The organism is Nocardioides sp. (genome assembly GCF_036405735.1).
In the GTDB taxonomy this organism is placed as follows: Bacteria; Actinomycetota; Actinomycetes; order Propionibacteriales; family Nocardioidaceae; genus Nocardioides.
Genome location: NZ_DASWXC010000091.1, coordinates 38,119 through 51,362, shown reverse-complemented (window position 1 = coordinate 51,362; position 13,244 = coordinate 38,119). Strand labels below are relative to the sequence as shown.

Annotated in this window: 12 protein-coding genes; 3 read left to right on the top strand and 9 right to left on the bottom strand. The window is 72.6% G+C overall.

Going from position 1 to position 13,244, the window contains the following annotated elements:
- Window positions 1-2 precede the first annotated feature (2 nt).
- Window positions 3-875, bottom strand: coding sequence for an ATP-binding protein (locus VGE38_RS14765; RefSeq protein WP_524538554.1), 873 nt, complete (start codon window positions 873-875; stop codon window positions 3-5).
- Window positions 876-956: 81 nt separating this feature from the next.
- On the opposite strand from VGE38_RS14765, the gene VGE38_RS14760 reads away from it, so the two are divergent.
- The 3 genes from VGE38_RS14760 to VGE38_RS14750 are packed head-to-tail and all read left to right on the top strand — an operon-like array spanning window position 957 to window position 3,688.
- Complete coding sequence (locus VGE38_RS14760; RefSeq protein ID WP_331143313.1) at window positions 957-1,667, top strand: response regulator transcription factor; 711 nt, start codon at window positions 957-959, stop codon at window positions 1,665-1,667.
- Window positions 1,668-1,716: 49 nt separating this feature from the next.
- Complete coding sequence (locus VGE38_RS14755; protein ID WP_331143312.1) at window positions 1,717-3,117, top strand: HAMP domain-containing sensor histidine kinase; 1,401 nt, start codon at window positions 1,717-1,719, stop codon at window positions 3,115-3,117.
- On the top strand, window positions 3,104-3,688 hold the full coding sequence (locus VGE38_RS14750) for a hypothetical protein (protein ID WP_331143311.1): 585 nt from the start codon (window positions 3,104-3,106) through the stop codon (window positions 3,686-3,688). Before VGE38_RS14755 ends, VGE38_RS14750 begins: the two co-directional genes overlap by 14 nt.
- Window positions 3,689-3,715: 27 nt before the next feature.
- Here the strand turns inward: VGE38_RS14750 and zwf are convergent, their stop codons facing one another.
- From zwf to VGE38_RS14710, 8 genes are all read right to left on the bottom strand, one after another.
- Complete coding sequence (gene zwf, locus VGE38_RS14745; protein ID WP_331143310.1) at window positions 3,716-5,161, bottom strand: glucose-6-phosphate dehydrogenase; 1,446 nt, start codon at window positions 5,159-5,161, stop codon at window positions 3,716-3,718.
- 73 nt (window positions 5,162-5,234) lie between these two features.
- On the bottom strand, window positions 5,235-5,636 hold the full coding sequence (locus VGE38_RS14740) for a VOC family protein (RefSeq protein WP_331143309.1): 402 nt from the start codon (window positions 5,634-5,636) through the stop codon (window positions 5,235-5,237).
- A 56-nt stretch (window positions 5,637-5,692) separates the two neighbouring features.
- The gene (locus VGE38_RS14735) at window positions 5,693-7,036 is read right to left on the bottom strand and encodes an anthranilate synthase component I family protein (protein WP_331143308.1); all 1,344 of its coding nucleotides are present in this window, start codon (window positions 7,034-7,036) and stop codon (window positions 5,693-5,695) included.
- Window positions 7,033-7,608 (bottom strand): anthranilate synthase component II, encoded by a 576-nt coding sequence (locus VGE38_RS14730; RefSeq protein WP_331143307.1) that lies wholly within the window; start codon window positions 7,606-7,608, stop codon window positions 7,033-7,035. The genes VGE38_RS14735 and VGE38_RS14730 overlap by 4 nt, the downstream gene beginning before the upstream one ends.
- A gap of 14 nt (window positions 7,609-7,622) precedes the next feature.
- Window positions 7,623-9,548: an anthranilate synthase family protein gene (locus VGE38_RS14725; protein WP_331143306.1), complete on the bottom strand. Its 1,926-nt coding sequence runs from the start codon at window positions 9,546-9,548 to the stop codon at window positions 7,623-7,625.
- A 56-nt stretch (window positions 9,549-9,604) separates the two neighbouring features.
- On the bottom strand, window positions 9,605-10,210 hold the full coding sequence (locus VGE38_RS14720) for an SGNH/GDSL hydrolase family protein (RefSeq protein WP_331143305.1): 606 nt from the start codon (window positions 10,208-10,210) through the stop codon (window positions 9,605-9,607).
- Between the two features lie 176 nt (window positions 10,211-10,386).
- Window positions 10,387-10,716 (bottom strand): TraR/DksA family transcriptional regulator, encoded by a 330-nt coding sequence (locus VGE38_RS14715; protein ID WP_331143304.1) that lies wholly within the window; start codon window positions 10,714-10,716, stop codon window positions 10,387-10,389.
- 58 nt (window positions 10,717-10,774) lie between these two features.
- Window positions 10,775-12,964: a HelD family protein gene (locus tag VGE38_RS14710; RefSeq protein WP_331143303.1), complete on the bottom strand. Its 2,190-nt coding sequence runs from the start codon at window positions 12,962-12,964 to the stop codon at window positions 10,775-10,777.
- Window positions 12,965-13,244: the final 280 nt, after the last annotated feature.

The window sequence follows — 13,244 nt, the reverse complement described above, 5'->3', positions numbered from 1 at the left end:
GATCAGCGCCGCAGCCGCAGCTCGCGCACCGCGCGCTCGGTGTCGGAGGCGTGCTTGAGGACGACCCCGAGGGTGTCGTCGATGGCCTTGGCGTCCAGGTCCTCGATCTCCAGGGCGATGAGCGTGCGCGCCCAGTCGACCGACTCCGCGATCGACGGCGCCTTCTTCAGCTCCAGCTCCCGCAGTCGCCCGACGACGGTGACGAGCTGCTCGGCGACCTTCGCCGGCAACCCCGGCACCTGCGAGGTGACGATCTCCTTCTCGCGCTCACTGTCCGGGTAGTCCAGGTGCAGGTAGAGGCAGCGGCGCTTGACCGCCTCCGACAGCTCCCGCGAGGCGTTGGAGGTGAGCACGACGAACGGGCGCCGGACCGCGCTGACGGTGCCGAGCTCGGGGATCGTGACCTGGAAGTCGCTCAGCACCTCCAGCAGCAGGCCCTCCACCTCGACGTCGGTCTTGTCGACCTCGTCGATGAGCAGCACCGTCGGCTCCTCGCGGCGGATGGCGGTCAGCAGCGGCCGGGTGAGCAGGAACTCCTCGGAGAAGACGTCGTCGTGGGTCTGGCTCCAGTCCTGGCCCTGGCCGTCGCTGCCGGCGGCCTGGATCCGCAGCAGCTGCTTCTTGTAGTTCCACTCGTACAGCGCGCGGGCCTCGTCGAGCCCCTCGTAGCACTGCAGCCGCACCAGGTCGGCGCCGGTCGCCCGGGACACCGCCTTGGCCAGCTCGGTCTTGCCGACGCCCGCCGGCCCCTCGACGAGCAGCGGCTTCTCCAGCGTGCCGGCGAGGAAGGCCGTCGTCGCGGTCGGGCCGTCGGCGAGATAGCCCACCTCGGCCAGCCGCGCGGTCGCCTCGGCAGGGGACGAGAACCAGGTCATGGCGCCCATCCTCTCAGTCCCCGGCCGACGTACCTCACCGGTTCTCAGCGGGCGCTCAGCCCGCAGTGGCACCCTGGTCCCGTGCCACCCGGAACCCCGCCCGTGAAGCCGCGCGCCCTCGTCGTCGACGACGACCAGGCCGTGCGGGAGTCGCTGCGCCGCTCCCTGGAGTTCAACGGGTACGACGTCACGCTGGCCGGCGACGGGGCGGAGGCGCTCGCGATGATCGCCGCAGCACGCCCCGACGTGGTGGTGATGGACGTGATGATGCCCCGCCTCGACGGCCTGGAGGCCACCCGGGCGCTGCGCAGCGCGGGCAACGACGTCCCCGTCCTCGTGCTCACCGCGCTCGACGCGGTCGGCGACCGGGTCGACGGCCTGGACGCGGGCGCCGACGACTACCTCACCAAGCCGTTCGCGCTGCCGGAGCTGCTGGCCCGGCTGCGCGCGCTGCTGCGCCGCGCGACCCCTCGCGAGGAGGGCGACGAGGCGGAGATCCTCACCTTCGCCGACCTGACGATGAACGTCCCGACCCGCGAGGTGGTCCGGGGAGGCCGCCGCATGGAGCTGACCCGCACCGAGTTCGCACTGCTGGAGATGTTCCTGCGCCGGCCGCGGCGCGTGCTGGAGCGCTCCTTCATCCTCGAGGAGGTCTGGGGCTTCGACTTCCCGACCACCGCCAACTCGCTGGAGGTCTACGTCGGCTACCTGCGCCGCAAGACCGAGGCCGACGGCGAGCCCCGCCTGATCCACACCGTGCGTGGCGTCGGCTACGTCCTGCGCGAAGGATGAGGCCCCCTTCTCGCATGCCCGTGCGTCCGCGCCCCGAACCGGGACCCCGATGAACAGCCGCTGGCACTACCGCCGCTCGCTGGAGAGCCGGGTCACCCTGCTGACCACGGTCGCCGTCGGTGTCGCCGTCGCGTTCGTCTCCATCGGCGTCTACTTCACGGTCCGGGTCCAGCTGACCGCGACGCTGGACGACTCGCTGCTGCAGCGCGCCCAGCTGGCGGCGCGCTCCTCCACGCTGCAGCAGCTGACCCAGGGTGCGGAGATCCCTGCCGCGGCGTTGGGCGCCGCCGACATCCGCATCGCGTTCGTCTACGCGGACGGCATCATCCACATCCCCGACCGGGCCGGCGACTTCCCGCGCCTCGGACAGCCCGAGCTGGCCGTCGCCACGGGCGAGCGGGGCTGGGTCATCCGCACCATCCGGGTCGACCGCGACGGCGAGTACCGCGTCGTCACCGTCCCCACCACGCGAGCCGGCCAGGCGCTCGTGGTCGCCCAGTCGCTCGCGCCGCAGCAGCAGGTCCTCAACCGCCTCGGCATCGTGATGCTCGCCTTCGGCCTGCTCGGCGTGGCAGCCGCGGGGTTCGCCGGTAGGGGCGTCGCCGGGAGCGGCCTGCGACCGGTGCGCCGGCTCACCAAGGCCGTCGAGCACATCGCCCGCACCGAGGACCTCACCCCGCTGCCGGTCGAGGGCGACGACGAGATCGCCCGGCTGGCCACCGCGTTCAACGGCATGCTGGTCGCGCTGGCCGCCTCCCGCGACCGCCAGCGGCAGCTGGTCGCGGACGCCGGCCACGAGCTGCGGACGCCGCTCACCTCCATGCGCACCAACATCGACCTGCTCACCCAGGCCGGCGCCTCGCTCGACGAGGACCAGCGGGCCGAGCTGCTGGGCGACGTACGCGCCCAGATGGTGGAGCTCACCACGCTCATCGGCGACCTCGTCGAGCTCGCCCGCGACGAGCCGCTGACGCCGGTGGTCGGCGCGGTGGAGCTGCACGAGGTCGTCGAGCATGCCGTCGGCCGGGTCCGGCTGCGGGCGCCGTCGGTCACGTTCGAGACCGACCTCGACCCGTGGTGGGTGGTGGGCGAGGAGCACAGCCTGGAGCGCGCCGTGACCAACGTGCTCGACAACGCCGCGAAGTGGAGCCCCGCGGGCGGCACCGTCCGGGTCGCGCTGCAGCGCGGAACCCTGACCGTCGACGACGAGGGCCCCGGCATCGGCGAGGCCGACATCCCGCACGTCTTCGACCGGTTCTACCGCTCCCCCGAGTCCCGCTCGATGCCCGGCTCCGGGCTCGGGCTGTCCATCGTCCGCCAGGTGGCCGAGCGTCATGCCGGCACCGTGTCGGCCGGCCGCGCGCCGTCCGGCGGTGCCCGGCTCGAGCTGCGGCTGCCCGGCGCCCCGTCCCCCATGCCGAAGGGAATCCCCACCCGTGCCCCGTCCTGAGCGGTCCCCCGCCCGCGCCACCCGTGCCGCCCTGGCCGCCGTGGCCGCCCTGCTGCTGTTCGCCGGCTGCGGCGGCGAGGACCCCGAGCCCTCGGCCGCGCCGCCCCTGCCGGCCGGGCACGCGGGCGTCGCCTCGCCCAGCGGCGCCGCGGCCGCCTTCAACCCGTGCGACGCCGTCGACGCCGACGCCGTGAGCGCCGCCCTCGGCTCGCCGCTGAGGCTGGAGCGAGGCACCACGACCAACGTCCGCTGCTCCCTGTTGCCGGCCGAGGAGGGCAAGCCGACCTTCGAGCTGTCCTACCTGTGGTTCGACGACGGCCTGGCCGCGGCATGGGAGACCATGGACGTCCCGGCCGGTCGGGTCCGGACACCGCGGATCCCGGGTGCCGACGACGCCCGGGTCGTCGTCAACGAGTCAGCGGAGGCGTACGCCGTCTCCGCGTTCCTGCAGAACGGCACGCTGATCCAGACCGTCAACGCACTCGCGCTGGCGCCGTACGACGGCCCGCGGGTCGACCGCGCGGTGGAGACCCTTCTGACGCAGCTGTCGGCCGGCCGCCACGGCACCTGACCGCCGGGCGGTCCGACCGCCGGGCGGCTACCGCGGCGTCGTGCGGGTGTCGCGCCAGGACCGCTCGAACGGCAGCCGCCAGGCGTGCGGCGCGATGAGCTGGTGGATGGCGTTGGGGCCCCAGGAGCCGGGCGCGTAGAGCCGGACCGGCGGCGGGTTGTCGAGCAGCGGCTGGGAGATGTCCCAGAGCGTCTCGATGCCCTCGGCGGTGGTGAACAGCGTGTGGTCCCCGCGCATCGCGTCGTGGATCAGCCGCTCGTAGGCCTCGAGCACGCCGGTCGAGGAGGAGGTCTCCTGGGTGGCGAACTGCATCGACAGCTTCTCCAGCTTCATGCCCGGCCCGGGCCGCTTGCCGTAGAACGAGAGCGACATCCGCGACTGGTCGGCCAGGTCGAAGGTGAGGTGGTCCGGGCCCTGGGTCCCGGCGTTGGAGCCGGCCGGGAACATCGTCAGCGGCGGCTCCTTGAACGCGATGGAGATGATCCGCGCGCCCTCCGCCATCTTCTTGCCGGTGCGCAGGAAGAACGGCACGCCGGCCCAGCGCCAGTTGTCGATGATGACCTTCAGCGCGATGAACGTCTCGGTGTCGGAGTCGTCGGCCACCTCGTTCTTGCCGCGGTAGCCGGTGTACTGCCCCCGGACGACGTTGGCGGGGTCGATGGGCCGGATCGAGCGGAACACCTTGTTCTTCTCGTCGCCGATCGGTCCCGGCGCCAGCGAGGTCGGCGGCTCCATCGCCATGAACGCCAGCACCTGCATCAGGTGGGTGACCACCATGTCGCGGTAGGCGCCGGTGGACTCGTAGAAGGCCGTGCGCCCCTCCAGGCCGAGGGTCTCGGGGACGTCGATCTGGACGTGGTCGATGAAGTTGCGGTTCCAGATCGGCTCGAACAGGCCGTTGGCGAACCGGAACGCGAGGATGTTCTGCGCCGCCTCCTTGCCGAGGAAGTGGTCGATGCGGAAGACCTGGTCCTCGTCGAAGACCTGGTGCACCGCGGCGTTGAGGACCTTCGCGGAGGCCAGGTCGGTGCCGAACGGCTTCTCCATGATGATCCGGGCGCGCTCGACCAGCCCGGCCTCGTCGAGCTCGTGGATCACGTCGAGGGCCGCCTTCGGCGGCACCGAGAGGTAGTGCAGCCGGGCCACCGGCCGGCCGGTGCGCGCCAGCTTCGCCTCCGCGTCGTGGACCAGGTGGGCGAGCTCCTTCGCTCCCCGCGAGGTGGGGATGTAGGACAGCAGCTCGGCGAACGGTGCCCAGCGCGCGTCCGTGACCACGCCCTTGCCGAACTCCTCGCAGGCATCGCGCGCGAGCTTCACGAAGCCCTCGGTGTCGATCTCCTCCAGCGAGGTGCCGACGATCATCGCGTCCTTGAGCAGCCCTGCCTCGAAGAGCCGGAGCAGCCCCGGCAGCAGCTTGCGTCGGGCCAGGTCACCCGTGGCGCCGAACAGCACGACGACGTGCGGTTGCTCCATGTCCTCCACGGTAGCCATCCGGGATGCCTTCCTCTCTGGTGCGGCCTGTTCCTCGAGACGAGGTGCGTGAGCCTCAGTCCTGCGGCCAGGCGAACAGGCAGAACGTGTGGCCGGCCGGGTCGGTGTAGACCCGCAGCGGCTCCTCCGCGTCGTCGGACTGGTCCAGGCGGAGGCTCGCGCCCAACCCCAGTGCCCGATCGTGGTGCTGCTCCATCTCCTCGACGCTGTCGACGAGGAAGTCGAGGTGGAGCTGCTGGGGGACGGCCGGGTCCGGCCAGGTGGTGGGCGTGACCGACGCGGCCTGCTGGAACGCCAGCCGCTCACCGCCCGGTCCGACGATCGAGCGCCAGTCGGTGTCGTCGCCACCGTCCTCGAAGCCGTCGGGATAGCTCCACCCGAGCAGCTCGCGGTAGAACTCCGCCAGCCGCGGCACGTCGGTGGTGTCGAGCACGACGCTGCGCAGGTGGATCCCCATGGGTCCAGCCTGGCACAGGGACGGAAGGCGAGGGCGTACGCCGGCCGCGGGTCTGCTCAGCCGTCGGCCGGATGCAGTGCGCTCAGCAGGCGTTCGGCCTTCCAGCGCGTCTCGGCGTACTCCTCGGCGAGATCGCTGCGGACCGTGATGCCGCCGCCGGTGCCGAGCGTCCAGCGGCCGTCGCCCGTGGTCGTCAGCGCGCGGATCACCACGCCGAGGTCGGCCCGGCCGTCGGCGGCGATCCATCCGAACGCGCCGGCGTACGCGCCGCGCGGGCCGCCCAGCCCGGGCGCGGCCTCGACGGCCTCGATGATCTGCATCGTGCGCAGCTTCGGGGCACCGGTCATGGAGCCGGCGGGGAAGAGCGCTCGCAGCGCCTCCACCGTGCCGACCCCGTCGCGCAACCGTCCGCGGACCGTGCTCACGAGCTGGTGGACGCTGGCATAGGACTCCACCGCCATCAGCTCCGGCACCTCGACCGTCCCCGGCTCGCACACCAGCGAGAGGTCGTTGCGGAGCAGGTCGACGATCATGAGGTTCTCGCTGCGGAACTTCGGGTCGGTGCGCAGCCGCTCCGCGCTCTGCTCGTCCTCCTCCGGGGTGCTCCCCCGCTGCGTCGTCCCCTTGATCGGCCGCGTCTCGATCGTGCGCTCGGCCGTCACGAGGGCGTAGCGCTCCGGGCTGGAGCTCAGTAGCCACGCCTCGGCGCCCGGCATGTCGTGCTGCAGGAAGCCGGCGTACGGCGCCGGGTTGATGTCGCGCAGCCGCAGGTAGACCTCCGCGGGCACCTGACGTCGTTCACCCTCCGTCGGCGTGTCGCGGTCGGAAGGGTCAGGTGCCGGCGTCAGCCGGTAGGTCAGGTTCGTCTCGTAGGTGTTGCCGGCCCGGAGCTGCTCCTGGACCTGCTCGAAGGCGGTGGCGTAGGCGGGGGGCGGCGACGCCGCGGCCGCGGAATCCCCGGTGAACCGGGGATTCCGCGACTTCGGGGGCGTTGCAACGCCCCCGAAGTCCGAGGACTGCCCCCGAACCTCGTCGTCGAACACCCGCAGCCGGCTCGGCCGCATCCACACGGCGTCGGGCAGGTCCTCGGACGGTACGGCGGGCAGGTCGGGCCGACAGGCGTAGCCGAAGTAGCCGAACCACTGGTCGGCGGGCGCGCCGGCGGCCAGCTCGTCGGTCAGCGCCGACCAGATGTCCGAGCCGACGACCTCCGCCCGGCCGTCGGCGTGCCGGGTGACCTCACGCCGGGCGGCGGAGTAGGTCAGCGAGACGTCGGAGGGCTCCAGCCAGCCGAGCAGCGAGCGCCGGCCCGACCACTGCCGCGCGCCGCCGCCGTCGAGCCAGACGCACCGGGGATGCTCGCGGGCGACCGCGGCGAACACCTCGTGGGCAGCCGTCACGAGGCGAGTCCCAGGAAGTTGCCGACCAGCCGGGTGCCGTGCTCGGACAGGATCGACTCGGGGTGGAACTGCACCCCCTCCAGCGGCAGCGAGCGATGCCGCACGCCCATCACGGTGCCGTCCTCGGCCCGGGCGGTGACCTCGAGGCAGTCGGGCACGGACAGCGCCGCCAGCGAGTGGTACCGCACGGCGCGCAGCGGCGACGGTACGCCCGTGAACACGCCGGCACCGTCGTGGCGCACGGTCGCCACCTCGCCGTGGGCGGGCTCGACGCGGTCCACCCGGCCGCCGTACGCCGTCACGAGTCCCTGCATCCCGAGGCAGACCCCGAGCACCGGCCGGGTCGCTGCGCGCAGCACGTCGGTCCCGACGGCGAAGTCGGCCGCGTCGGCGGGGTGGCCGGGGCCGGGCGAGAGCACGACGAACGCATGGGAGAGCACCTCGTCCGCGGTCACCTCGTCATGCTCCACCACGGTGGGCAGGACGCCGGTGACGCCGGCGATGAGGTGGACCAGGTTCTGGGTGTAGGAGTCGTGGTGGTCGACCACGACGACGTCCGGCACAGCTGGCACGGCGACGAATGTCATCAGTCCAGCAGCAGCCGGGCGACCAGGTCGTGGATCAGGTCGTAGCCGCGCTCGGTCAGGATCGACTCGGCGTGGAACTGGATGCCGTGGAAGTGCGGTCCGCGCACCGCGTGGACGTCGCCCGACTGCGGGTCGGCGTCGACCGAGACGCCCTCGGGCAGCTCGCGGTCCCCGACCCGGCCGACGAACGTGTTGTAGAACCCCACCCGGTAGGACCGGCCGTCGACGGTCACGGGCGACTGGGTGCCCTGGAAGACGATGTCCTTGTAGTGCAGCTCGATCCCCAGCTCGTGGCACAGCGCCTGGTGGCCGAGGCAGACGGCGAGGAACGGCCGCTCGGTCTCCAGCAGGGAGGAGACGGCCGCGCGCAGGTTGCGCATCTTCGGATCGGCGTCGTCGCGGGGGTCGCCGGGGCCGGGGCCCACGATGACGAGGTCGAAGCCGTCCAGGCAGCCGGGCGTGTAGTCCTCGTGGCGTACGACGGACGAGGTCATGCCGAGCACGGCCAGGATGTGGCGCAGCATCTTCACGAAGTCGTCCTCGCCGTCGAGGATGACGACCGACTTCCCGGCCAGCCGAGGGTCCGGGTCGGATCCGCCCTGGTCGGTCAGCCAGAACGTGGAGAGCCGCCGGTTGCGCTGGTTGAGCTCGAGCAGCACGTCCTCGTCGGTGACGAGCTCGGCGACGCCGCGGCCGGCCGGCACCGGCGCGGGCGGCACCAGCCCGAAGGCGGCGAGGATGCCCCCGGCCTTCGCGTGCGTCTCAGCCACCTCGTACGCCGGGTCGGAGTCCCGCACGAGCGTCGCGCCGGCGCTGACCTTCAGCTCGCCGGAGGGCGAGACGTCCGCGGTGCGGATGACGATGGGGCTGTCGACCACCGGCTCCCCGGCGGCGTCGCGGCCGAAGATCGCGAGCGCGGCGCCGTAGTAGCCGCGGCCCTCGGGCTCGTAGGCCTTGATCAGCCGGCAGGCGTTCTCGACCGGCGAGCCGGTCACCGTGGCGGCGTACATCGTGTCGCGGACGACCTCGCGCACGTCGCGCGTCGTGCGGCCGGCCAGCAGGTACTCGGTGTGGATGAGCCGCGACATCGGCTTGAGGAACGGCCCGAGCACCTGGCCGCCCTCGGTGCAGATGTCGCACATCATCTTCAGCTCCTCGTCGACGACCATGAAGAGCTCGTAGATCTCCTTCTCGTCGCGCAGGAACTCCAGCAGCCGCGTCTTGAGCGTGCCGTCGGGCTCGCTGCCGATCTCGGCAGGGAGGCGGAAGGTGCCGGAGATCGGGTTCATCCGGACGTCGCCGCCGCTGATGGAGACGTGCCGCTCCGGGCTGGCGCCGATGAGGTAGCGGTCGCCGGTGAAGAACAGGAAGGTCCAGTAGGCGCCGCGCTCGCGCTCCAGCAGGCGACGGTAGACGGCCAGTGCCTTGGCGGCGTCCCAGTCGGCGACCACGGCGCGGTAGTGCCGGCCGACGACGAGGTTGGCGCCCTCACCCTGGCCGATCTCGTCCGTGATGATGCGCTCGACGACCTTCGCGTAGTCCTCGTCGCTGGTCTCGAACCCGCCCCGGTCGACGAAGTCGACTTCGGCCTCGGGGATCGCGGCGATCACGTCGGCGACGGACAGCTCGACCTCGGTCTCGACGTCGACCACGACGAGCGGGGTGCCGTCGTCGTGCGCCTCGAAGCCCCGCTCCGCGACCTGACGGAACGGCACCGCGACCAGACGGTCACAGCGGCGGCCGTCCGCGGGCACGCCCGTCTCCAGCGGTACGTCGAGCAGCGACTCGGCCACCCAGCGGCGGCCGCCGAGCGCGCCGATCGTGTCACGGTCCCCGGTGCGTGTGGAGCGGCGGATGAGCGCCCAGGCCTCGTGCCCCTGGATCGCGTCGATCGCGGCCCGGGCGGCGGAGACTGCAGCGCTCATGGCTGAACCCTAGAACGCCGGGTCGAGCCGGCGCCCCCGAGTTCACGCCGTAGGACTCACTCGCAGTCGAAGAGGGTGTCGCTGATCAGCTGCGCCCGCTCGACGTACCCCCGCGCGGTGGCGTGCAGGCCGTCGACGAGCCACTCCCGGTGCGCGGCGGCGGCCTCGCTCCAGGGTGCCGTGCAGGTGGCCGGACGGACGGCGGCGAGCTGGGTCATCCAGCGGTTGTAGCGGGCGGTCATCCGGACCCCGTGGCGCGGCCAGCGGGAGCTCTTGTAGGTCGTCACCAAGACGACGTAGGTCTCCGCGGGCAGCAGGGCGACGGTGCGCCGCAGGCTCTCCGCCGACCAGCCACGGCTGGGGTTGGAGCCGAGCGCGACGACGACCGCCGCGGGGTCACGGTCGGTGCGCAGGATGTTGCGCACCAGGCGAGGCATCGCGCTGACCGGGCGGCCGTTCACGCCGTTCACGCTCCAGCCCGGCTGCAGGTCGAGCAGCTGCGAGCGGCCGCGGTAGGTCAGCGAGTCACCGATGACGTAGACGCCATCGGCCGACGGGGTCACATGATCGCGGCGCGGCCCCTCCTGGGCGGCGTACGCCGGCGCGCCGGTGGTCAGGCAGGCGGCGACGACCAGGGCGAGCACGGCGGCGACGCGACGCATGAGGCTTCTCCAGTGGTACGGCGGCGCCCCGATGACGCGGCCGGGGAGATTGGATCCCGGGCCGGGCGGACGGGTCAAACCGTCCGCTGCGCCGCCGACCTGTCGATCGGCCGGGGTCGTGGGAAGTGGAGACTTCTGCCACGCCGTCCTGGGCCCGAGCTGGCAGAAGGCTCCACTCAGCAGGCGACGCAGGTCCGGGCTGTCGGGCGTGCCTCGAGCCGCTCGACCGGGATGGGCCGGCCACAGCGCTCGCAGGTGCCGTAACGGCCGTCGTCGATCCGGGCCAGCGCGGCCTCGATCTCGCGGAGCCGATGCCGTGCCTGCTGCACCAGCGTCGCCACCTGGGAGCGCTCGAACGCGATCGTGGCACCCTCGGGGTCGTGCTCGTCGTCGGCGTTCGTCGACGCCGACGCCTCCACGATCTCGCGGAAGTCGCCGGTGAGCTCCGCCAGCCGGCGCGTCGTGCGCTCACGCTCGGCGAGCAGGCGTCCGCGGTCAGCATCCACCCCACCAGTCTCCCCGACGGGCAACTCGGCGTGGTGGGCGTCGGGCCGAGCGCAGGGCTCAGTCGATGACGGTCAGCAGCTGCGTGGCGCGGGTCAGCACGACGTAGAGCGTGGCGCGGCCGGTGGCGGACTCGTCCTCGATCTCCTGCGGGCGCACCACCACGATCGCGTCGAACTCCAGCCCCTTGGTGTCGAGACCGGTGAGCACCACGACCCGGTCCTCACCCGACGGCGTCGCATGGGCGTCGACGGCGGCCGCCCGTGCGTGCGGCGCGTCCTCGGCGACCTCCGACCAGGAGGCCAGCCAGGCGTTGACCTCCGCCCGGCGCGCGACCGGCACCACGATGCCGACCGTGCCGGAGACCTGGCCGGCGAGCCGGACGACCGCCTCGCGAGTCGCCGCCTCGAGGTCGGCGACGCCGGTGATCTCCTCCGGCTCGACACCGGTCGAGCGGACCGCGGTGGGGAGATCGGCGTCGAGGCCGACGCGCTCGGCGTACGCCGCGGCGTAGGCGTAGATCTCCGCGCTGTTGCGGTAGTTGGTCGAGAGGTGGAACTCGTGGACCGCCTTGCCCTCGAGCGCCTCGGCGCGGGCCGCGGCGGCCTCCTCCGGCACCGGCCACGAGGACTGGGCCGGGTCGCCGACGATCGTCCAGGACGCCGTACGGCCGCGGCGGCCGACCATGCGCCACTGCATCGGGGTCAGGTCCTGCGCCTCGTCGATGAGGACGTGGGCGAACGGGTCGTCCTCGATGCGGTACTTCGGCGGCTGCCAGCCCGGCCCGGAGGCGAACTCGCGGTCGGAGGCGGTGAGCAGCTCCTGCACGTTGATGCCGAGCTCCGGGTCGACGTCGCGCTCGTCGGCCGGCTTCTCCGGGACGTCGCCCAGCGCGTAGCGCAGCTCGTCGAGCAGCGGGATGTCCTCGATCGACAGGTCGATCGGGTCGCTGGTCGAGCCCCACGACTTGAGCAGCTGGCGCTGCTCCTCACCGGTGAGCACGCCCTCGGCGACCCGGGAGAGGAACTCCGGCTCCCGCAGCCAGCCCAGCACGGTGCGGGCCTCGAGCGGCGGCCACCAGGCGTGCGCGAACTCCAGGAACGCCGTGTTGTCGAGCAGCTCGTCCTCGAAGGAGTCCTTGCCGCGCTCGCGGCCCCGCTCGCTGCGGACCTGGCGCCACAGCGCGTCGGTCAGCGTGCTGACCACGCGCGGGAGCTGCCGGTTGCGACGGCCCTGGCTCATCAGGGTGCGGCGCAGCTGGCCCAGCCGGCCGCGGTCGAGGGTGAGCACGTCGTCGCGGTAGAAGATCTTGAACTCGGTGGGGCTGCCGGGCGCCTGCTGGCGCGCGGTACGCCGCATCAGCTCCGCCATCTTCGCCGCGCCCTTGACCGCCGCGACGGCGGGCTCGTCGTGCCGGGTCGCCTTCACGCCGTCCACGACCTCGCCGAGGCTGCGCAGCGCCACCGCGGTCTCGCCGAGCGACGGGAGCACCCGGGCGATGTAGTTCATGAACACGCCGCTGGGGCCGACGATCAGCACGCCGCCGGACTCGTAGCGACGCCGGTCGGTGTAGAGCAGGTACGCCGCGCGGTGCAGCGCCACGACCGTCTTGCCGACGCCCGGGCCACCGGAGATCGCGACGACGCCCTTCGACGGGGCGCGGATCGCCTTGTCCTGCTCGGCCTGGATGGTGGCGACGATCGAGTGCATCGTGCGGTCGCGGGCGCGGGAGAGCTGCGCCATCAGCGCGCCCTCGCCGACGATCGGGAGATCGTCCTCGCGGCCCTCGTAGCCCTCGGCGTCCAGCAGCTCGTCCTCGAGTCCGACCACCTTCGGCCCGGCGCAGCGCAGCACCCGGCGCCGGATCACGCTGTGCGGCTCGGCGGCGGTCGCCTGGTAGAAGACGGCGGCCGCCGGGGCCCGCCAGTCGATGAGGAGGCTGTCGCGGTTCTCGTCGCGCAGGCCGATGCGGCCGACGTACCGCGGCTCCTCGTCCACCTCGGGGCGCAGGTCGAGCCGGCCGAACACCAGGCCCTCGTGCGCCGCGTCGAGCTGGGCGATCCGCTTGGCCGCCTGGAACACCATCGCATCCCGCTCGACGAGGCCACCCTCGTGGCCCAGCTTGCCGCGAGCCTGCCCCTCCCGGGCCAGCTCCTGTGCGGCCTTCGCGGAGTCCGCCAGCTGGCGGTAGACCCGATCCACGAACGCCTGCTCGCGGTCGACTTCCCGACCGACCAGATCCTCGCTCAACGTTGTCCGTCCCCTTGCGCCGACCGTTCCCCGCCGCGCCGCTCCGGTCGCGACCGGCTGAGCGCAGCAAGTTCTCAAGCCTACCCGTGCGGCGCTGTCTCTCCCATTCGGTCCGGCCGGCGGGCCGGGTGCGTCGGCCTGTTCGGGCTGTTCGGGCTGTTCGGGCTGTTCGGCAAGGTATGCAGCCGAGTGGTCACTTCCCTCGTGGAACTCCGCACGGGGAGTGCGCATCGGCCTGCATACCTCGATGGGCATGCAGCCAGCGTGCCCGGAGCCCGGA

Excerpts from the sequence above, each read along its gene's own strand:
- VGE38_RS14765 (WP_524538554.1), bottom strand. The coding sequence starts at position 875 with ATGACCTGGTTCTCGTCCCCTGCCGAGGCGACCGCGCGGCTGGCCGAG.
- VGE38_RS14755 (WP_331143312.1), top strand. The coding sequence starts at position 1,717 with ATGAACAGCCGCTGGCACTACCGCCGCTCGCTGGAGAGCCGGGTCACC.
- zwf (WP_331143310.1), bottom strand. The coding sequence starts at position 5,161 with ATGGAGCAACCGCACGTCGTCGTGCTGTTCGGCGCCACGGGTGACCTG.
- VGE38_RS14740 (WP_331143309.1), bottom strand. The coding sequence starts at position 5,636 with ATGGGGATCCACCTGCGCAGCGTCGTGCTCGACACCACCGACGTGCCG.
- VGE38_RS14725 (WP_331143306.1), bottom strand. The coding sequence starts at position 9,548 with ATGAGCGCTGCAGTCTCCGCCGCCCGGGCCGCGATCGACGCGATCCAG.
- VGE38_RS14720 (WP_331143305.1), bottom strand. The coding sequence starts at position 10,210 with ATGCGTCGCGTCGCCGCCGTGCTCGCCCTGGTCGTCGCCGCCTGCCTG.